Source organism: Salinicola salarius, from assembly GCF_002179555.1.
In the GTDB taxonomy this organism is placed as follows: Bacteria; Pseudomonadota; Gammaproteobacteria; order Pseudomonadales; family Halomonadaceae; genus Salinicola; species Salinicola salarius_A.
The window spans coordinates 19,214-40,448 of sequence record NZ_NHOU01000019.1 but is presented as its reverse complement, the minus strand read 5'-3'; the positions used below and the strand labels follow the sequence as shown (position 1 = coordinate 40,448).

Below are 21,235 nucleotides of genomic sequence, written 5' to 3'. Positions count from 1 at the left end.
AAAAGGATTTCATCATGCATATCGTACATGTGGCACTGCAGGGCTGCCTGCGTGGCAGCGATGTCGAGTATGGCATCACGGCCGACACCGGCGGCCATATTCGCTATCTGCTGGAACTGGTCGAGGCCTCGGCGCAGGATCCGGCGATCGAGCGCATCACCCTGGTCACTCGCGCTTTCGACTGCGACTTCAGCGAGCTGGACTACCGCTGCTCGAGCGAAACCGTCGGCCCCAAGGTGACGCTGGTTCGGCTGCCGACCGAGCACTCCGGCTATCTCCCCAAGGAGCAGCTGTGGCAGGAGCTGCCCTCGTTCATCGAGGCCTTCGAACGCTGGCTGGCAACGCTGCCGGCCCCGCCGGACGCCCTGCACGCCCACTACGCCGACGCGGGTGAAGTCGCCGCGGCAATTGGCGCCCGTCATCGCCTTCCGTTCGTGTTCACCGCCCACTCCCTGGGACGCGGCAAGCTTAAATGCCTGGCCGATGACGGCAAGGGGATCGACATCGAGACACAGCGCGTGCTGCAGCGGCGCATCGCGTTCGAAGAGCGCGCCATCAGCAAGGCCTCGCTGATCATCGCCAGCTCCCGCGACGAAGCCGAGGTGCAGTACGCCGACTACCTGCACTACGACGCCGGCCGCATTCGGGTGATCGCGCCCGGCAGTCACCTGGCCGATTTCACCGGAGCCACGTCCACTCCCGCGGTAGAGACGATGCTGGGCCAGTTCCTGCACGATCCCGACAAGCCGGCCATCCTGGCCATCGCGCGGCCGGTCACGCGCAAGAACCTGGCGGCCCTGCTACGAGCCTTCGGAGAGAACGAGGCACTGCGCGAAAAGGCCAACCTGGTGATCGTCGCCGGTGTCCGTGATCGCATCGATGCGCTGGAACCCGAACTCGCCGACAACCTGCGAGAACTGCTGGAGCTGATCGACGACTACGATCTCTACGGGCAGGTCGCGTATCCGCGGCATCACGCCCCCGAGGACGTGCCGGCCTTCTACGCCTGGGCCCGCGAACGCGGCGGTGTGTTCGTCAATCCGGCACTCAACGAGCCGTTCGGCCTGACCCTGCTGGAAGCTTCCGCGGCGGGCCTTCCGCTGATCGCCACGGACAGCGGCGGCCCCAACGACATCATCGAGCAGTGCGGCAACGGCATTCTGGTCAACCCACGCCATACCGAGCAGATTGCCGAACAGACGCTTGCCCTGGTCGAGGACCGTCCACGCTGGCTTCGCATGGCCCGCAACGGCCGGGAAGCGATCAAGGCGTTCGATTGGCAGCGCCACACGCAGCGCTACCATGACCTGCTCACGCGGCTCTGCCGGTCGCACTCGCCGTCGAAGCCACTGGCAAAGGTGCCGGCGCCGAGGGCGCTGCTGGTCTGCGACATCGACAACACGCTGACTGGCTCCTCGGCCGGCATTCGCGCCTTCAACGCCTGGTATCGGACGCAATTCCGGCTGGGGTTCGGAGTCGCCACCGGGCGCAGCTTCCATAGCGCCCTGTCGATTCTGGAGCAGGCCGGCATCCACTATCCGCAGTTGATCATCTCGTCGGTTGGCTCCGAGATTCACTACCTGGATGCCAACGGCGTGACCTATTACCAGGACCATGAATGGTCGGAGCAGATCGATCGCTGCTGGCAGCAGGAGGCGATTCAACAGGCACTGCTCGATTTCCCGGGACTGACGCCGCAGGGCGCGCTGGAGCAGCGTCGGCACAAGTTGAGCTATTTCAGCGACGGCGATCCCGGCCTCGTCGCCGATATCCAGGCGCATCTGCAGGCCCAAGGCCTGGCATCGACGGTCATTCACAGCCATGGGCGCTACGTCGATATCCTGCCGGTCGATGCGTCCAAGGGGCTAGCGGTCGAACACGTACGCCAGCGCCTGAAGATCGACCGCCAGTCGCTCTATGTCGCCGGCGACTCCGGTAACGATCTCGACATGCTGCGCTCGTCCCCGTGTTCGATCGTGGTCGCCAACCACAGCGACGGCCTGCTCGACGCGCCGGGCATGAAGCACGCCTATGCCGCCGGCGCCACGCACGCCCTCGGCATCATCGAAGGGGTCAGGCATTTTCAGCGGCGTCACGCGCCGGGAGATCTCGCCTCATGAAGCTGAGCGCACTGACGCTGGTTCGGCACCGCCGCGAACATCTGGTCAATCTGATGCTGAGCCTCGACGCCCAGCATCATCGCCCGGATGAGCTGGTCATCGCCTGGATGCAGCCCGAACCCGAGACGAACCTGCCCGCCACGCAGTTTCCCGTCAGGCACGTCATGGTGGAGGGCGATGCGCTGCCCCTGGCGCGGGCGCGCAATGCGGCAGTGGCCGCGGCTCGCTTCGAGGCGCTGGTGTTTCTCGATGTCGACTGCATCGCCTCCCCGACATTGATCGAGCGCTATCATCACGCCCTGCGCCAACGCTCGGCGCTTTACCTGGGGGAAGTGCACTACCTGCCGGCCGATGCCGTACGCCGTCGGGCCGATGGCACGCTGGACCGGGAGCGTCTGGCGAGACTGGGCGAGCGGCACCCGGCGCGACCGGCCATCGAGGCCGACGAGATTCGTCCCGAGCCGGACCCCGGCAACCTGTGGGGACTCTCGTTTGCGCTGATGCGCGAGGATCATCTGCGAGCCGGCGGCATGGACGAGGAATACGTCGGCTACGGCGGCGAGGAGACCGACTACGCCTGGCGGCTGGCGGCGGCCGAGGTGTCCTTCCACTGGGTCGGAGGCGCGTTGGCGTGGCACCAGCATCATCCGCTGTATGCCCCGCCCTGGCCCCACTTCGACGCCATCATTGCCAACGCCCGGCGCTTCCATCGACGCTGGCAGCGTTGGTGCATGGATTACTGGCTAGGGCAGTTTAGCGAAGCCGGTGCGATCGACTGGTCGCCCTCCGCCGATCGCATCGAGGTGCTGCGCCGCCCTGGCGAACAGGAAATCGCCGCCGCGCGTCTGCCGGCCAGCGCGCGCTACGGCTGATACCTCTCGCTGGCAACCGAGCGCCTATCATCCAGGGAAGTGACGCGATCGGGAAAACTTTCATTGGCTTCGTTAGCCGGCTGCCCCGTCGTGGTTCCCTCCCACAGCCGGTCGACGCAGCGCTCGAGCCACTGTGCAGCGCGACGGGCGGCATCGGCCGCGTAGAGCTCGCTGAGCCGGCTGATATCCAGAGCTCGCGCCTGCCCGAGAATCGACTGCCAGCCGGCGAAGTCGGCCGGCCATACCGGCATGTCGACCGCCGCGCCCAGCTCGGCCAGCCGCTCGGCCTTGCGGGTCTGCTCGCCGAAGTAGCGCCATTCCGGCGCGACGATATATGGCCTTTCCAGCATCGCGATCTCATGCACCGTGTTGTCGCCCGCAGAGGCCAGCACGATGTCGCTGGCAGCCAGGTAATCCACCACGTTGTCGACCCAGCCACAGTTGACCAGGTTGGCGAAATCGGTCTCGTGGCCCTCCAGGAGCAGCGGCCCGATGGTCAGAAACAGCGTCTCGGGCGCCGCCCGCGCCGCCACCGTCAACGGGGCGTAAGGCGTTCCCGAACCGCCGCCGCCGGTCAGCGCCACGACGATCTCCCGTTCCGGGTCCAGCCCCAGCCGCTGGCGCGCTTCCTCCCGGCTCGGCACCTGGGGCGCCGTGGTACAGAGCCCGCCGCTGTAGAAGGTCTTCCTGCGCAGCGCGTCGGGATAGTCGGCCTGCTCGAGACGTTCGTCATAAGGGGCCAGCATGCCGACACAGGCTTCGTAGGCCCCATGATGCCCCGGATCGTTGCGATCGCCATGCATGCGAATCTTGACCGCCGGAATGCTGGCGATACGGGACAGCAGCGCCAGTTCCGCCGAGACATCGATGACGAACAGCCCGGCGTCGATGTCATCGAGATGATCGATGATCCGGCGCATGGTCTGTCGCATCTCGACCACCCCCATCGGCACGCAGTGCATGACCGAGGGCGTCGGCTGCTCGAACAGGGCCTGCGTCGGGACATCGGCGCCGATCATGTCGGGCAGCTCGACCATGTCGATCTCGCGCTCGAAACCATCGAACAGCGACGGGTCGGCGGTCATGACGCTGACCGGCCGATCCGGGGAAAACTCGCGGATGATCGCCATGGTTCTCCGCGCATGGCCTCGGCCCTGGTGGTGAACGAAAAAGCTGACCGGTTTTTTCATGACACATTCCTTGTCGAAGAGGATTCCACGCCCGGTGGCGCCATTTCCCTGGCGGTTCTGGCCTCGCCACGCCTGCCATCGTCCTGAGCCATCATTACGAGCCATCGCCACGGGCCATCATTACGAACCATCGCCACCCGCTGCTGTTGCCGATGATCCCTCGATACGAAAGCCAGGCCCGATAAAACTCGACCCATCTGGTCCCAAAAGCCGATATTCGTTCGTGAAACAGGCGCTCGGATTAACCCAGATAAATAAGCGCACCGTTCGGACTGCCTCCTGATCCGAGTTGTTCGCGCCACCCTTCTCTTCAGCTAGCTTCAGAATGCGTAGCAGGAACCGCCATCTCCTAGAGCGTCGAGTTTCGAAAAGCGTCGTGTTCCGGAGAACGTCATGTTCTGGAGAGAATCATCCCGGCGTTCACCGAACCTTCACCGGGCTGTCGCGACCGGCTCGATACGCCATGCGTGGTGTGCGGTGCGTGGTGCTGCCGGTTCCCACTCAGTGAATGAAGCTCAGCGAATGAGGGTCCAATAGCGACTATTCTCATGGATGAGCCGATGCCGTCTGCGGCGGTGTCCACCTGCTCGGCTGGACAAATCTCTCCCACGAACTTCGCCGCCGCTACCTGGCCCAGCGGCGGACCGTCCCGGGCGGGCGCCATATCCACGGCGCCAACCTTGGCGTCAGCGTCGCCGCCTATCTCGCCGTGGGCGGGTTCGCGCCGCTGGTCGCTCATGAGGACGTCAAGCTCGTCGGCACGTTGAAGCGGCACGGCTTCACCATCGACTGGCTGCAGACCATGCGGGTCAAGACCAGTGCCCGGCGCGAATCCAGACCCCCGAAGGTCTGGGCGCACTGCTGCGTTCGCTCGAGGAAAACCGCGCCGGCGACACCCGCCGCCCCCGATCGCGACGTTCTGCCCTGTAGGTCGGGTCGGCGTCCGTCCACCGCGGCTTTGCGCTCAGAACAGCGGCTTTGCGTTCAGAACAGGAAAGCAACGCCGAATGGCGGCAGACGCAACTGCCCTTCCTGGATCAGCGCCTCGGATGAAGACGTTTCGCCCAGATGGTAGCCGGTCGTTCGCGCCGAGAAGGGCGACAGCTGCAGCGTCACGGTGTCGGCCGAGAAGTTGTAGACGCAGAGGACCTTGGCCTCCCCTTCCCCGCGTTCGAACGTCAGCACGTTGTCCTGAACATCGAACAGCGTCGTCTCTCCACCGCGCAGCGCCGGCGTCGCCTTTCGCCACTTCAACAGGCGGCGGTATTCGTTGAGCAGCGAAGCGTCATCGGCATCCTGACGTTGAACGGCCAGCGCGAGATGTTCGGCAGGCATCGGCAACCAGGCGCTGCGCGCTCGGGTAAAGCCGCCGTTGGGAAGGTCGTCGGTCCAGGGCATCGGCGTGCGGCAGCCATCTCGTCCCAGGATGTTGGGGTAGTTGGCGATGCCGTAAGGGTCGCGCAGCTGCTCGAAGGTCAGTTGCGCCTGGGTCAGCCCCAGCTCGTCGCCCTGGTAGATGCAGCAGGCGCCGGGCAGCCCGACCAGCAGCGCGGCCAGCAGCCCATCGAGGCGCCGCTCGAGCCCCTCGTCGAACTGCCCGTGCCCGGACCAGCGCCCCTTGAGCCGGGGGAAGTCATGGGTGCCGAACGTCCAGCACAGCCGGTTGTGAGGGAACAGCGCCAGGCAGCGCGACAGCAGCGTATGCAGGGTCTCGGCGGTGAACGGTCTATCGGTCACCAGCGAGGCGTTGTAAGCGAGATGCAGCCGTCCCTCCTCGACGTACGCCGCCGCATCGGCGATCGAATCCTCGGTGGAGGATATCTCCCCCAGCAGCAGCGTACCGGGATACTCGTCCGCCAGCGTGCGCAGCTCGGGCAGCATCTCCAGCGTCTCGGGGCGGCTGACCGTGCCGGCGTTGATGGTATCGAAGTAGGGGTCGGTAGCTCCCGCGCCGGCCGGTCTTGGCGCATCCGACGGACGGGGCGGGTTGTCGGCCAGGGTGCGATCGTGAGCGTAGAAGTTGACCACGTCGAGCCGAAAGCCGTCGACGCCGCGCTCCAGCCAGAAGCGCCCCGTCTCCAGCACAGCGGCGCGCACGTCGGGGTTGTACCAGTTGAGATCGGGCTGCGAGGCGAGAAAGTTGTGAAGGTAGTACTGGCGGCGCTGCTCATCGAAGGCCCAGGCCTCGCCGCCGAAAGTGGCCCGCCAGTTGTTGGGCGGGCCGCCGTCCTCGGCCGGCTCCGCCCAGACATACCAGTCAGCCTTGGGATTGTCGCGACTCGAGCGGCTCTCCTGGAACCAGGGATGCTGATCGGAGGTGTGATTCCAGACCTGATCCATCAGCACCTTGAGCCCGGCGTCGTGGGCTTCCGTCACCAGCGCCTCGAAGCTCGCCATATCGCCGAACATCGGCTCGATGGCACAGTAGTCGCTGACGTCGTAGCCAAAATCTTCCATCGGCGAGCGGACGAACGGGCTGATCCAGATGGCATCCACGCCCAGCGCGGCGATATACGGCAGCCGCTGGCGAATGCCGTCGAGATCGCCGATACCGTCGTCGTTGGCATCCATGAAGCTGCGCGGATAGATCTGGTAGATCGCGGCATCGTTGCGCCAATCTCGGGTCATCGTGGGGGCTCCTCGGTGGGTCATCCTCATGCGCAGGTCGTCTTAGCGTAGAAGACCGGCCGGCATAGAAGACCGGCCGGCATAGAAGACCGGCAATGTCGCCGGTCGGCCGCAGGCTCGATCGGCGACGCGGTCGTTCGCGCCGTGTTCGGCGGTTCTCGAGCGTTCTCTCAACGGTTCTTTCAGCGACTATTTCAACGAGTCTTTCAGCAGTGCTTTCCAGCAGTTCCTGCAGCAGTGCTTTCAGCGGCTTTTTCAACCGTTCCGGGTTGGCGCGGGGTCGACCAGGTCGGCCAGGAGCACGCCCCAGGGACCCAATCGGCAGGAGGCCTCCAGGCCGGCCGCGTGGCCCACCCCTTCCACCGGGCGCAGGTTGCCGAACGGTTCGAGATCCACGTCGATCGCTCGATCGGAGACGTTGAACAGGCAGAGCAGGCGCTGCTCCTGCGATTCTCGCAGCAGGCCGAATAGCGGATCGTCGTACGTCAGTATGGTGGTCCTGCCAGCCTTGAGCGCGGGCTGCAACGTGCGCCAACGCAGCAGACAGCGCCAGTGGTTGAGCATCGAATCCGGATCGGACTGTTGTCTCGCGACGCTCCGCTGATAGTGCGCCGCCGGTAGGGGCAACCATGGTTCCGCGCGACTGAAGCCCGCGTTGACGTCACCGTCGCCCCAAGGCATCGGCGTGCGCGAGCCATCGCGCCCCTTGAGCGTGGGGTACATGGTGCGACCGAACGGGTCCTTGAGCTTCTCGGGGGGAATGTCTTCGGGAATCCTCGCCTCTTCCAGGCCGAGCTCATCCCCCTGCCAGAGACAGAACGAGCCGGGCAGTATCAGCAGCAGCGTCGCCATCATGCGGTAGAATGCGGGCGGGTAATCCTCGTCGGCAGCGGCCCACTGGGAACGCAGCCGCCCGAAGTCGTGATTGCCGACGATCCAGCAGACGCCCTCCTCGCCGAACGCATCCAGCGCTCGGCTCACCACCTCACGCAGCCGGCCGGCCCGCATCCGCTCCTCGAACAGCAAGGCGCCGTGATAGGCCAGGTGCAGACGACGATCGCCCGCGGTGTACTCGGCGGCGAGCTGGATGGAGTCTTCGGCCTCGATCACCTCCCCCAGCAGCACCACGCCGGGATACTCATCGACCAGTTCGCGCAGCGGGGCGAGCCGTTCCAGTGTTTCCGGCCGGCAGAAACTGTTGACCAGCAGCTGTTCCGCCAGCGGATTGTCCATCGAGACGCCGTCGGGCACCCCGGACCCTTCTTCTCGTGGCGGATTGTCTCGTAGTTCGGGGTGATGACAGAAGAAATTGACCGCATCCAGACGCATCCCATCGATGCCGGCCTCCAGCCAGTAGCGGGCCGTGTCGAGTACCGCATCCCGCATATCATCGTTGAACCAGTTCAGATCCGGCTGGCTGGCGAGAAAGTTGGCGTAGTAGTACTGCTGGCGCGTTTCGTCATAGTGCCAGGCGGACTCGCCGGAAAACGAAGAGCGCCAGTTGTTGGGCGGGCCACCGTCTTCTGCAGGATCGGCCCAGACGTACCAGTCCGCCTTGGGATTCGACCAGCCGGGTGAAATCCTCCCGGGTGCCGAACAACGGCGCGATCTCGCGTTCGCCGGTCACGTCGTAGCCGAAATCGTCCATCGGCGAGACGAACACCGGCGTCAACCAGATCGCATCCACGCCCAGCGAGCCGATGTAGTCCAGACGCTGGATGATGCCTTGCAGGTCACCGATACCGTCGTCGTTACTGTCCTGGAAGCTCCAGGGGGACAATTGATAGATGACCGCGCTGCCCCACCAGTCGATTTTCGGTTCGCCAGCGGCATCGTGGAGCGAAGCACGACGATTGACGATGGGATCTCGCCACCAGGGCCTAGATTTCATCCTCACTCCAATCTCTCTGCGTCCAATGCATGATCCGAGTCCTCACCAAGTGTCAGCGTTTCGAAGGAACCCCTTTGATGCGCTCGCGCAGCAGATATAGATGGATGAGCTCAGGTACCTGCTGCTGAACACGGCTGACCAGCATGTGCTCTTGTTGACATAGCGTCTGGCACAACTCGGCTACCTCTTCGTCCGATGCTTCTTCCGCTGCCGCGGCCAGTATTTGATAGCTCGCTATTTCCATTTGCTTTTGGGTGACGAGCGCAATCACAGTCTCGATGACTTCATCGCCGCATAGACTCAACGATGCGCTGCGCGCCTCGCCTTGAAGTCGGGCTCGGAGGTGCTTCCAAGGTCCGGCATCCCTCGAGCGCTGTGCGATGAAATCTTCCAGCCGTTCGACTTGACAGTTGGTCTCGTGCAGGTGCGCCTCAAGCAGATCGTGTAGACTAGGGTAATGCACGATTCGTCCAAGCCGGGCACCGAGGAAAGCGCTGGATTCCCGCTCCATGGCGTGCGCGTCGCGTAACCAGCTATCGATACATTCCCGCATCTTTCGCATCCGGTCACCTTTCCTTATTGGTATCGCTTCCTTACCGACAGGATTTTACAGATCAAGGGATAACAATGAACCTAGATTCCATGAATAGTTATGTAATCCGTTAACATAAACATAAGTTAACCCCCTCCTCCCTTCACCCCTTCCCCAACCATAGCAAACATCCTTTATTTTCTTTTATCAAAGCCAACACAAAATTAACAATTAACATGGTTTATATTAAGCAGTTAGACTTAAAAACACTTTAAAAACAAAGGCTTATTTTAACAAAAAACCAAGCCCAACTAGGCGCAATAAAAAACACCATTTCCTAATTTCATTTAATAACATTTAAAAACCTGATTGGCTCGACCAACTACGAGATTCCACTATCTTGAGTACTGATGGCGACGGGCCATCATTTGTACCGAACCTAAGGAAAGGGAGAATCTGAAATGACTAACCGTAATCCCGGTAATTTTCAGAATGATCGTGAAAAGGCTTCGGAAGCCGGTCATAAAGGCGGCCAGGAAAGTTCCGGCAACTTCAAGAACGATCCCGAGAAGGCTGCAGAAGCTGGCCACAAGGGTGGCCAAGAGAGTTCCGGTAATTTCAAGAATGACCCCGAAAGAGCTGCCGAAGCTGGCCACAAGGGTGGTCAGGAGAGTTCCGGTAATTTCAAGAACGATCCTGAAAGAGCTGCCGAAGCTGGTCACAAGGGCGGTCAGGAGAGTTCCGGCAACTTCAAGAACGATCCGAAGAAGGCCTCCGAGGCTGGCCACAAGGGCGGTAAAAGTCAGGGCCATTGAGCCTTGTTGATAGCGAAAAAAGCAGCGCTTCAGGGCGCTGCCTTGAAAAAAGCACCTTTTCGATGATCCAGAGTCGAAGGACAGGCTCCATGACGGGTGCGGTAAACAACGCGGATAACGCCCCGTCAGCCTGCTCCTTTACGTGCGGTGAATGATCGGTTTTCGTCAACAATTCCGCCAGGATGCAAAGCCAACATCGAACAGCCGTGCCAGGCAGTTTGTAATAAAAGCCTTTTGCAAAGCGCTTTCAATGTCAGGCCAATGCGGCCAAAACGATTCTCGTAGAAAGGCTTTCAAGCCAATTTGCCGGACCATCTGACAGAACATTTGCCGAGGTAGATCACTATGTCTTCACTAGTCGAAGTGACTGGCCGACCATCCAAGCTTTCCCGACGAGTCTCGGCGAACTCCCAGCTATGGCATGACTATTCACTCTATTTCGAAATCTTCTCTCACCACGCACCACTGTCGATCAGCAACCGCGAAACGCTGGCTGAGCTACAGCAGGCACCCCGTCGCTTCAAAAAGGGAAGCGTGATCAAGAATCACAACCTGAATAACAGATATCTGTTGGCGATTCAGGATGGTTGGGCGTGCTCCTGTCGTGTCACCGAAGAAGGCAAGCGCCAGATCATCGATCTCTACCTGCCAGGCGACATCGTCGGCCTGCGGGACTATCACGCTGGTGGTCGTTTCGACGAGGTCATCATGTTGACCGACGGCCTGGTCATCCCGATGCACAAGTCCCAACTCGATCAGGTGATGCAGAAAGACCACAGCCTGGTGCATGCCATGCTCGCGGCCACCATGCACCAATGCAACATCATGGCGGATCGACTCAACAATCTGATCAGTCATGACGCAACGACACGGCTCGCCTATTTCGTGCTCGAACTGCATGCGCGTCTCAACTTTTCGCGCTCAGAGATGAGGGATCTGACCATCCCCCTATCCCAGCAGGTCATCGGTGATCTATTGGGCATGACCAACGTACATGTGTGTCGTTGTCTGAGCCAGCTCGAAGCCAAGGGTCTATTAACTCGGGATAAGGATTCACGCAATATTCGGCTTCTCGATTACCCGGCACTATTGGCGTTAGCCGGTTTCAATACGGCCTATCTGCATAGCTGCAGTCGCGCCAGGCAACGCGCCGCCACAGCATCCAAATCGCATTGATCCAATAGCCAATCCCACCGATTTGACCGTTTTATCGACACTGGCCTGACTGGTCATCGCACATTCACGGTTCAGGAAGAACCGGTAGCGCAGTGGATAAAGGAGGCCTCAATGGCAGAACAAGTCAGCGATTTCATCATCGGTCGGCTACAGGCATGGGGCATCACCCGGATATTTGGCTACTCCGGTGACGGCAATAACGGGCTCATGGGCGCGTTGAACCGTGCCGAAGGGGCGATCGACTTCATTCAGCCAAGGCACGAGGAAATGGCTGCCTTCATGGCTTGCGGGCACGCCAAGTTTACCGGCGAAGTCGGTATCTGCATGGCGACCTCGGGCCCTGGAGCGATCCATCTGCTCAATGGGCTCTACGATGCAAAGAAGGATCACGTGCCGGTGGTTGCCATCGTCGGACAGCAGGCCAGGACGGCGCTCGGCGGCGAATACCAGCAGGAGGTGGATCTGGTATCGCTGTTCAAGGATGTCGCCGGCGATTACGTGCACATGGCGACAAGCCCGGGGCAGGTTCGTCATCTGATCGATCGCGCCGTGCGCATCGCCCACGGCGAGCGTACCGTCACTGCCATCATCGTGCCCAACGACCTGCAGTCCCAGCAGGCCGTCGAAGTACCCGCGCATGCCCATGGCACCGTACATTCCGGGATTGGCTACACCTCGGCCAGCATCATGCCTGACGCTCGGGCACTCGCCCAGGCGGCAGAGGTGCTGAACGCGGGCAAGCGGGTTGCCATTCTCGTGGGCGCCGGGGCCAGAGGCGCGGAGCGGGAACTCGAGGAAGTCGCCGGCCTGCTCGGTGCCGGCGTTGCCAAGGCCCTTCTGGGGCGAGACGTACTGCCGGACGACCTGCCCTATGTCACCGGATCCATCGGCCTGCTGGGCACCAACCCCAGCTGGATCCTGATGTCCGAATGCGACACCTTGCTGATGATCGGCTCGAGCTTCCCCTATTCGGAATTCCTGCCGAAGGAAGGTCAGGCTCGCGGGGTACAGATCGATATCGAACCCCGCATGCTCGGGATGCGCTACCCGATGGAGGTCAATCTCAACGGTGATAGCGTGAGCACGCTCCAGGCGCTACTGCCGCTGCTCAAACGCAAGACCGACCGCCACTGGCAGCGCTCCATCGAGTCCGCCGTCGCCGAATGGTGGAAGCTGCTGGAAAAACGCGCCATGAGCGACGCCGACCCCATCAATCCGCAACGCGTGTTCTGGGAAGCTTCCGAACGCCTGCCCGACCGTTGCCTGCTAACCTGTGACTCCGGCTCGGCAGCCAACTGGTACGCCCGCGACCTTCGTTTTCGCGAAGGGATGCGAGGCTCGGTATCGGGTGGCCTGGCAACCATGGGCAACGCGGTGCCCTACGCGATCGCGGCAAAATTCGCCTTTCCCGATCGGGTCTCGATCGCTTTCGTCGGCGACGGTGCCATGCAGATGAACGGCAACGCGGAACTGATCACGGTCAGCAAGTACTGGCACCGCTGGGACGATCCACGGCTCATCGTGGTCGTGCTCAACAATCGCGATCTCAACCAGGTGACCTGGGAGATGCGCGTGCAGGACGGCGACCCCAAATACGAAGCCTCGCAGGATCTGCCGGCGTTCTCCTACGCCCGCTACGCCGCGTCGCTGGGACTGGTCGGGATCGAGGTGACGACGCCGGAGCAGATCGGCGATGCCTGGGACCAGGCACTCGGCAGCGACCGGCCAACGGTGCTCGATTTTCATACCGACCCGGACATTCCGCCCATCCCGCCCCATATCGCCAAGGAGCAGGCAAAGGCCTACATGTCGGCGCTGCTGCACGGCGACCCGGATGCCCTGGATACCATCAAGGCATCGGTCAAACAGTTCTCGAAAAGCTTCATCGCCAAGACACCTTGATCGGGATGCATGAATGAGCCGCTACCAGGAAGCTCCCCGGGCAAACCGGGACTGTACGCTCGCGTTGATTCAGGAAGGGTACGGCTATATCGGATCGCAGTGCGATCGGCTGGGTAGCGATGTATTCCGTTCCCGGCTCATGTTGCAGAAGACCCTGTTCCTGCGGGGCGAGGAAGCCGCCCGGCTGTTCTACGACCAGGATCGCCTGACCCGAGAGCAGGCGGCTCCCAAGCGAATGCAGAAGACGCTCTTTGGCGTCGGCGGCATCCAGGGGCTCGAGGGCGAATCCCATCGGCGCCGCAAGGCGATGTTTCTCGCCTTCATGTCCCAGGCGCGAATCGACGACCTGCTCCATCTCGTCGAGCAGTCCTGGCAGGCGCGAATGCCCCACTGGCAATCCGGTGCGTCTCTCGTTTTGCTGGACGAGTTCCACCAAATGCTCTGTCGCGCCGCCTGCGACTGGTGCGGTATCGCACTGAAAGAGAAGCATGTGGCGGGGTTGACGCAAAGTCTCGTGCTGATGATAGAGGGTGGAGGCAGCGTCGGCCCCAAGCACTGGAAAGCCCGTCGCGCCCGCCACCAGACCGAAAACACCTTGATGTCGATGATCGACGACTATCGGCGCCGCCCCGAATCGGTCGATCCCGCTCTCCCCCTGCCCGCCTTTGCCGACTTCCGGGACGAGACTGGCGCACGACTCCCCAGCCGTATCGTGGCCGTCGAGCTTCTCAATCTGATCCGCCCGATCGTGGCCGTCGCGCGCTATATGGTCTTCACCGTGCTGGCGATGCATGAGCATCCCGACAGCCTCGCAAAGCTGCAGCAGACGGCTGAAAGGAGCGCCTATCGCCGTGGCTTCATCGAGGAGGTTCGGCGCTACTATCCCTTCTTTCCCTTCCTGGTCGCGCGAGTCAGGCAGGATTTCGTCTGGCGTGACTACCGTTTCCATCACGGCTGGCAAGTCGTGCTGGACCTTTACGGCACCAACCACGACCCCAACCGCTGGGACGAACCCGATCGATTCCTGCCGGAGCGCTTCGAGCAGGAAAGCGAAGACTGCCATCGCTTCGCCACGATCCCGCAAGGCGGCGGCGAGTACGCCACCGGACACCGCTGCCCCGGGGAGTGGATCACGCTGGCGCTGATGGACTTGACCCTCGACAAGTTCGCGCATCAATTACGCTATCGCGTCCCGGACCAGGACCTTTCGATAGCTCTGACCCGCATGCCCGCCAATCCGCGTAGTGGGCTCGTCATTGACCGAGTCGACCGCATCGACTGAAGTCCGATACCCGCCAACGACGATGCCCCAGGCGCCTCAGGCGCGAAAGCGGCGGGTACTGTCCTGGCGTGCTTTCGAGCACATGTGCTCCCTTTTGCCATCCATTAGCAAAACTAATCCATGTTATGGTTATCTCATGATCTGAAACTATCATTAAATTTCGCCAATTAGCCAATCTCTTTTGATAGAGCTTTCATGAAATATGCCATCCAAGTATCAAAAGACAAAGCTGGCTATATCGCATTATGCCGAGAGTTTCCCAAGTTCGTTGCTACATCGAAATGTCTCGAAGACCTGTCTCAATTGACCGTTAAAAACCTGAGCGCAATCATCAAAGATTGTCTCGCCACGTCAGAGCATATTCCTCACAGCGTGGTGACGGATGAGGCAAGACACATCTGGTATCCTTCCATCAGCATTCGCTTGAAAGTGGCCATCTCGAACGGTCTCATCGACAAAGGCTGGTCGCGGGACGATTTCGCCGGCGCCATGGGATTGACGCTCTCCAGCATGAACAATTTTTTCGATAGCGAGATCAGTACGCGCCTTTCCACTCTCGATAGAGCCTTTCGTGTTCTCGGCCTCTACCCGCATCTGGATATCATCGAATCACCAGGCGATCTCTTCCTGGATTACAGCGAGTCTCACGCCGACAGCGAGACCCAGTCGACGTCTTAACCCAGATCAATGTTCGATCGTTCGCACCCTAGCCTATCGGTGAATCCTGACTAGGCTGAGCGTAGCTAAGGAAGCACTGAATCAATGCCTGCGGGCAATGGCTGCGTGCGTGATGCCGGGGCGCCAGTTCGATCGGAACCCTCGCCTGTCTCCTATAGACATCGGTTCCTGCGCTCCGCACACCTTGCGTTTTATCCGTACACCTTGCGCTTTACGCCGCCCGCTCATTGATTCAGCGCCTCCTCATCCTACAAAAGTGCTAAACGACCGTGACCGGGTGGACGAGCAATGGCGCAGTGCAAGCTATATGTCAACGACGAGACGCTGACCGGAGAGTCGGGCGTCTCTCTCGTCGATTTCCTCGAACAAAACGACATCGACATTCCCCATGTCTGTTACCTGAAGACGCTGGGCCCTATTCAGACTTGCGATACCTGCTGGGTGGAGATCGACGGTGAACTCAAGCGTAGTTGTGCCGTGAAGAGCGAAGCGGGCATGACGATTCACACCGACTCTTCGAAGGCAAGAGCCGCCCGAGAAGAGGGGATGGATCGCCTGCTGTCGAAGCACGAACTCTATTGCACGGTATGCGAGAACAACAACGGCGACTGCACCTTGCATAACACGGTCGCCGATATGGGAATCGACATCCAGCGCTACGACTACCAGCGCAAACCCTACCAAAAAGACACTTCCAGCCCGTTCTACACCTACGATCCCGATCAGTGCATTCTCTGCGGTCGCTGTGTCGAAGCGTGTCAGAACATCGAGGTCAACGAGACGCTGTCGATCGATTACAGCATGGAGAACCCGCGGGTGCTGTGGGATGGCGGCGAGCTGATCGACGAATCGAGCTGCGTCCACTGCGGTCACTGCGTCACGGTCTGCCCGTGTAACGCCCTGCTGGAAAACAGCATGCACGAAAACACCGGCCCGTTCACGTTCATGCCCAAGCAGCTCAAGCGCTCGATGATCGATCTGACCAAGCAGGTCGAGAAGACCACCGGTGCCCAGCTGATCACCGGCGTTTCGGTCATGGACATGGAATGGCGCCAGCCGGAAATCAAGCGCACCAAGACCGTCTGCACCTATTGCGGCGTGGGCTGCTCCTTCGAGATGTGGACGCGAGACCGTCACATTCTCAAGATCCAGCCGGTGGAAGACGCGCCGGTCAACGGGATATCGACCTGCATCAAGGGCAAGTTCGCCTGGGACTTCGTCAATTCGGACCGGCGCCTGAAGAAGCCACTGATCCGCGAAAACGGCGCCTTTCGCGAAGCGAGCTGGGAAGAGGCGCTGGACCTGGTGGCACGCCGGCTGCTCGAGGTGCGCGACACCTATGGCTCGGACAGCGTCGGCATCATCGGCTCCAGCAAGGCCAGCAACGAAGAGGCCTACCTGGCGCAAAAGCTGGCCCGACAAATCATCGGCACCAACAACATCGACAATTCGTCGCGCTACTGCCAGAGCCCCGCCTCCACCGGCCTCAAGCGCACCACGGGCTACGGCGCGGATGCCGGCCGGGTCGAGGACCTGCAGCTGGCCGATGTGGTGATCATGGTGGGCAGCAACACCGCCGAGAGCCACCCGGTCATCGCCTCGCGCCTGAAGTCGGCGCACAAGCAGGGCAATCAGAAGCATATCGTCGTCGACACCCGCAAACACGAGATGGCAGACCGCGCCGACCGCTTCCTGCAGCCGCGCGCCGGGACCGATCTCGCCTGGGTCCTGGCGATCACGCGCTATCAGTTCGATCACGGCTATGCCGATCTCGACTTTCTGGAACGGCGCGTCTCCGGCGTGGACGAATTCCGCCGATCGCTCGAACCCTATACGCTCGAATTCGCCGCCGAGGTCACCGGGCTCTCGCTGGAGACGCTGACCGAACTGGCGGAAACCGTCGGCCGCGCCGAACGGCTCTGCATCGTCTGGGCAATGGGCATCACCCAGCACGTCCATGGCACGGACACTAGCTCGGCCTTCGCCAACCTGCTGCTGACCACCGGTAACTATGGCCGTCCCGGCACCGGCGGCTACCCCATGCGCGGCCACAACAACGTGCAGGGCGCGAGCGACTTCGGCTGCCTGCGCAACACCTATCCCGGCTACGACTCGGTCACCGACGACGCAGTGCGCGAGCGCTGGGCCAAAGGCTGGGGCGTCGACAAGGAGACGCTCCCCGGCGAGGTGGGCGAAGGCAACTTCCTGATGGTGCAGGCGGCCGACAAGGGCGAGCTCAAGGCGATGTACGTGATGGGCGAGGAGACGGCCTTCTCGGACGCCGATACCAACAACGTTCACGAGGCCTTCAGCAATCTCGATTTTCTCGTCGTCCAGGACATGTTCGTCAGCCGCACGGCGCAGTTCGCCGATGTGGTGCTGCCGGCCTGCCCCAGCGTCGAAAAGGAAGGCACCTTCGTCAACACCGAGCGCCGCATCCAGCGCTTCTATGAAGTCATGCCACCCCTGGGAGACAGCCGCCCCGACTGGCAGATACTGACCGAGCTGGCCAACCGGATGGGCTATGACTGGGATTACAGCCACCCTTCCGACATCATGGCCGAGTGCGCGTCCATCTCGCCGCTCTTTGCCGGCGTCACCTATGAACGCCTGGCCGGCTGGAACTCCCTGCTGTGGCCGGTCGACGCCGATGGCACCGACTCTCCCTACCTTTTCCGCGACTCCTTCCCGCAGGATGACGGCAAGGCCAAGCTCTACGTGGTGGAGTGGCGGCCGCCGGCGGAATCCAACGACGACGACTACCCGTTCATGCTCGATAACGGCCGCCTGCTGGAGCACTTCCAGAGCATGAACCAGAGCGGCCAGACGGTAGGCACCCTGGAGCAGGTGCCCGAGTGGTTCGTCGAGGTCGGCGAGGACACGGCCCGCGAGATGGATCTCGAAGACGGTAGCTGGGTCCGCGTCTCGTCCCGACGCGGCAGCCTGGAGGTGAAGGTCTGCGTCACCGATCGGGTAAGCGGCCATACGCTGTTCATGCCGATTCACCAGGGCAAGCCGGGCCTGAACCTGCTGACGGGCGAACACCACGACCCTGATGTCGACACGCCGGCCTACAAGGAAACCGCGGTCAGGCTGGAACCGCTGCCCCGAGAGAAAGGCGAACCGCCCCTCCCCCGCAACAACTTTCGCTACGGCCACCGCACGCCGATCGACGGCGTCCCGGTCGAGGTCAAGTGGATGCAGGAGGACTATCGTCAGCCACCGCAACACCAATCGCATCCGGAGAAGAGCTGATGGCAGAACGTATCGACTACACGCCACCGCCCAACGGCGATCTCGATCCCAGTGCCCAGCAGGAGTGGGAACGCCTACTTGAGGGCCTACACGAGCATGGCTTCCTGCGCTTTGCCAACGATCTGGTCCGCAGCAATACCCAGCTGGCGCAGATACTCACCAACGCGCTCAGCCGCGAGGGGTCGCTGAATGCCATTCAGAACCTCTCTTCACTACTGATCGCGCTTTCCAGCATTCCGCCCGGGCAGTTCCACAAGACGGTCTACGCCGCGCGGGATGCGTTCGTCGCCATGGAGACGGAGGTTCGCTCGGAGCGTGAACACGACAAGGCGCCCGGCTTCAGCGGCGCCTTCCGTCTGCTCAAGGACGAAGAGCTGTGGCACGCGCTGACGCCCTTGATCGGCGGGCTGAAGACATTCACCGAGCGTCTGGATCGCGATGTCGAACGGCCGGTTTCCGACCGCACGGGCAAGCCCAGCGACTTTCAATAGGCGACCGATCAATAGGCGGCCGATGCGCCGCTCCTGAAAGGGTAACCAGCCATGTTCTCGTTGGACACGCTCGATCTCGCACGTCTGCAGTTCGCCAGCACCCTGCTGTTCCACATCATCTTTCTGGCACTGAGCATCGGCCTGTCCACCTACCTCGCCTTTCTGCGCTGCATGGCGGCGTGGAAAGGCGATGCGGTCTACATGGCGCTGTACCACTACTGGTTGCCCCACTTCACCGCCAACTATGGCGCCGGCGTGGTATCCGGCGTGGTCATGGCCTTCGAGCTGGGGCTCAACTGGCAGGGGTTTACCCGCGCCGCCGGCGGCATCAACGGGGTGCTGCTGAGCTACGAAGTGGTGACGGCGTTCTTCCTGGAGGCGACGTTCTTCGGCCTGATGATCTTCGGCGAAGGCAAGATCGGCACCCGCATGCACTGCTTCTCGGCGATCATGGTGGCTGTGGGCGCCTACCTCTCCTCGTTCTGGATCCTCGCTTCCAACAGCTGGATGCAGACGCCGGCAGGCTACGGGCGCGATGGCAGCACCTTCATCCCCGTCGACTGGTTCCAGGTGATCTTCAGCCCCTCCTCGATCTACCGTCTCGTCCACATGTCGCTGGCCGCGATGATCGCCACTGCCTTCGTCGTGGCCGCCATCGCGGCCTGGCACCTGCTCAAGGACCGCACCGACCCCGTCTCCCGCAAGATGCTGTCGATGGCGCTGTGGATGCTGACCTTCGTGGTGCCGCTGCAGATCGTGGCGGGCGATCTCCACGGGCTGAATACGCTCGAGAACCAGCCGGTCAAGGTGGCGGCCATGGAGGCCTACTGGGAGCACAAGCCGGAGCGCGGCGGCATGCCGATGGTCGTTGCCGCCTGGCCGGACAGCGACAGCGAGAGCAACCGCTTCGTATTGGAAATTCCCCGGCTCAGCAGCCTCTATCTCACCCACAGCCTGACGGAAAAGATCCAGCCGCTGACGGACTGGCCCGAGGCGGAACGCCCCAACGTGCCGCTGGTCTTCTGGTCCTTCCGGCTCATGGTCTATACCGGCTTCACCATGCTCGGCATCGTCGCGGTGTCGCTCTATCTCCGCCACCGACGGTCGCTTTTCGATGCCCGCTGGTTCCTGCGGGCGATGACCCTGACCCTGCCGGTGGGCCTCATCGCCATCGAGGCCGGCTGGATCACCACCGAAGCCGGCCGCCAGCCCTGGATCATCTACGGCGAGATGACGACACAGGAAGCCGTGACGCCCTATGGCACCTGGCAGCTCATCTCGAGCCTCGCCGTGCTGTGGACGATCTACACGCTGGTGTCCGGGGCGGGAACCTACCTGTTCTTCAAGCTCACGCGGCGTTCACCGCGCGCCATGTTGGCGAAAGACGATAACGGGGCCTCCTGATGGATACGCTGGCAACGGTACTCTACATCCTGATCGCCCTGGCGCTTTCCATCTACTTCCTGCTGGATGGCTACACGCTGGGTGTGGGCCTGAACATGCCCTTTCTCGGCCACAAGCAGGTTCGGGAACACGCCATCCATTCCGTCATCCCGTTCTGGGATGCCAACCAGACCTGGCTGGTCTTCGCGGTTTCGGCGCTGTACGGCGCCTTTCCGGCGCTCTATTCGACGATACTGCCAGCCTTCTACATCGAGATCGTCGTGCTGCTGATGCTGCTGTTCGTGCGCGGCATCGTGTTCGAATTCTATGAAAAGTTCTCGCGCCCTGCGCTCTTCCAGACACTGCTGTTTCTGACCGCCCTGGCCGCCGCCTATCTCCAGGGCGCCATCGCCACGCAGCTTCTCATGGGCCAGGGGCTCTCGGACGAACCTGGCCATGGCGACATCTGGCAATATGAAAGCGCCCTTGGCGGCGCCGTGTTCATCCTGGGCTATGCCGTGCTGGGCAGTGCCTGGCTGCGCATGACAATCTCCCAGACTAGCACCGGCAAGCAGTCGGCCTACCGCCTGACGCTGGGCATCGTGGCGCTCCTCATGCTCGTTCTCTGGATCGTCGTCTGTCTGATCGAGCAGCCGCTGCTCGCCTCTCGGGTAGGAGAACGAGGCGGCATCATCGCCGGGCTCTCCGCCGTCGGCTTTGTGGGCGCCGTACTCGTCAGACGTCTTACCAATAACCGTACGGCATCCTTTTTATGGGCCGCGTGCTCGGTGTTGCTGTTGACCTCGATCGTCTATGTCTGTATCTACCCCGATCTCCTGATCGGCAGTCCGGCGGAGGAAGGCGCGATTGCCTCGCATGCCAGCCTGCTGTTCCTCCTGGTCGGACTCGCGATAGCGCTGCCACTGATCGTGACCTACACCCTGTACAGCTATCGCTCTCTCCTGAAGTCTTGAGGCAGTCGGCAAACCAGCATCCACATGGCGTCAGACTGTGCCTGAC

At 61.8% G+C, this 21,235-nt stretch carries 14 protein-coding genes and 1 pseudogene; 11 read left to right on the top strand and 4 right to left on the bottom strand.

What is annotated here, in order from left to right; genetic code table 11:
• Window positions 1-14 precede the first annotated feature (14 nt).
• Together CCD76_RS13830 and CCD76_RS13825 are read left to right on the top strand one after the other, a co-directional pair.
• Window positions 15-2,120 carry an HAD-IIB family hydrolase gene (locus CCD76_RS13830; RefSeq protein ID WP_087720039.1) on the top strand — a complete coding sequence of 702 codons (2,106 nt, stop codon included), beginning with the start codon at window positions 15-17 and terminating at the stop codon, window positions 2,118-2,120.
• Window positions 2,117-2,992, top strand: a complete 876-nt coding sequence (locus CCD76_RS13825) for a glycosyltransferase family 2 protein (protein WP_087720038.1) — start codon at window positions 2,117-2,119, stop codon at window positions 2,990-2,992. The genes CCD76_RS13830 and CCD76_RS13825 overlap by 4 nt, the downstream gene beginning before the upstream one ends.
• Here CCD76_RS13825 and CCD76_RS13820 read toward each other — a convergent pair.
• From CCD76_RS13820 to CCD76_RS13795, 4 genes and pseudogenes are all read right to left on the bottom strand, one after another.
• Window positions 2,983-4,182: a glycosyltransferase gene (locus CCD76_RS13820; RefSeq protein ID WP_143543295.1), complete on the bottom strand. Its 1,200-nt coding sequence runs from the start codon at window positions 4,180-4,182 to the stop codon at window positions 2,983-2,985. The two genes, CCD76_RS13825 and CCD76_RS13820, sit on opposite strands and share 10 nt — an antisense overlap.
• Window positions 4,183-5,166: 984 nt before the next feature.
• Window positions 5,167-6,810 (bottom strand): alpha-glucosidase, encoded by a 1,644-nt coding sequence (locus CCD76_RS13810; RefSeq protein ID WP_218777038.1) that lies wholly within the window; start codon window positions 6,808-6,810, stop codon window positions 5,167-5,169.
• A 255-nt stretch (window positions 6,811-7,065) separates the two neighbouring features.
• Window positions 7,066-8,701, bottom strand: a pseudogene (locus tag CCD76_RS13805) (alpha-amylase family glycosyl hydrolase).
• A 52-nt stretch (window positions 8,702-8,753) separates the two neighbouring features.
• Window positions 8,754-9,263: a DUF892 family protein gene (locus tag CCD76_RS13795; protein ID WP_087720033.1), complete on the bottom strand. Its 510-nt coding sequence runs from the start codon at window positions 9,261-9,263 to the stop codon at window positions 8,754-8,756.
• Between the two features lie 431 nt (window positions 9,264-9,694).
• Between CCD76_RS13795 and CCD76_RS13790 the strand changes: the two genes are divergently transcribed.
• The 9 genes from CCD76_RS13790 to CCD76_RS13750 all read left to right on the top strand — a co-directional run bounded on the left by CCD76_RS13790 (window position 9,695) and on the right by CCD76_RS13750 (window position 21,189).
• Complete coding sequence (locus tag CCD76_RS13790; RefSeq protein ID WP_087720032.1) at window positions 9,695-10,048, top strand: general stress protein; 354 nt, start codon at window positions 9,695-9,697, stop codon at window positions 10,046-10,048.
• A 345-nt stretch (window positions 10,049-10,393) separates the two neighbouring features.
• A complete protein-coding gene (locus tag CCD76_RS13785) occupies window positions 10,394-11,224 on the top strand; it encodes a Crp/Fnr family transcriptional regulator (RefSeq protein ID WP_087720031.1) in 831 nt (276 codons plus the stop codon).
• 111 nt (window positions 11,225-11,335) lie between these two features.
• On the top strand, window positions 11,336-13,126 hold the full coding sequence (locus tag CCD76_RS13780) for a thiamine pyrophosphate-requiring protein (protein ID WP_087720030.1): 1,791 nt from the start codon (window positions 11,336-11,338) through the stop codon (window positions 13,124-13,126).
• Between the two features lie 13 nt (window positions 13,127-13,139).
• Window positions 13,140-14,408 (top strand): cytochrome P450, encoded by a 1,269-nt coding sequence (locus CCD76_RS13775; RefSeq protein ID WP_087720029.1) that lies wholly within the window; start codon window positions 13,140-13,142, stop codon window positions 14,406-14,408.
• 195 nt (window positions 14,409-14,603) lie between these two features.
• Window positions 14,604-15,086, top strand: coding sequence for a hypothetical protein (locus CCD76_RS19805; protein ID WP_143543294.1), 483 nt, complete (start codon window positions 14,604-14,606; stop codon window positions 15,084-15,086).
• 288 nt (window positions 15,087-15,374) lie between these two features.
• Window positions 15,375-18,341 carry a formate dehydrogenase subunit alpha gene (gene fdhF, locus CCD76_RS13765; protein WP_087720027.1) on the top strand — a complete coding sequence of 989 codons (2,967 nt, stop codon included), beginning with the start codon at window positions 15,375-15,377 and terminating at the stop codon, window positions 18,339-18,341.
• A complete protein-coding gene (locus CCD76_RS13760) occupies window positions 18,341-18,832 on the top strand; it encodes a hypothetical protein (RefSeq protein WP_087720026.1) in 492 nt (163 codons plus the stop codon). Before fdhF ends, CCD76_RS13760 begins: the two co-directional genes overlap by 1 nt.
• A 51-nt stretch (window positions 18,833-18,883) precedes the next feature.
• Window positions 18,884-20,236, top strand: coding sequence for a cytochrome ubiquinol oxidase subunit I (locus tag CCD76_RS13755; RefSeq protein WP_087720025.1), 1,353 nt, complete (start codon window positions 18,884-18,886; stop codon window positions 20,234-20,236).
• Window positions 20,236-21,189 carry a cytochrome d ubiquinol oxidase subunit II gene (locus tag CCD76_RS13750; protein WP_087720024.1) on the top strand — a complete coding sequence of 318 codons (954 nt, stop codon included), beginning with the start codon at window positions 20,236-20,238 and terminating at the stop codon, window positions 21,187-21,189. The genes CCD76_RS13755 and CCD76_RS13750 overlap by 1 nt, the downstream gene beginning before the upstream one ends.
• Window positions 21,190-21,235 lie beyond the last annotated feature (46 nt).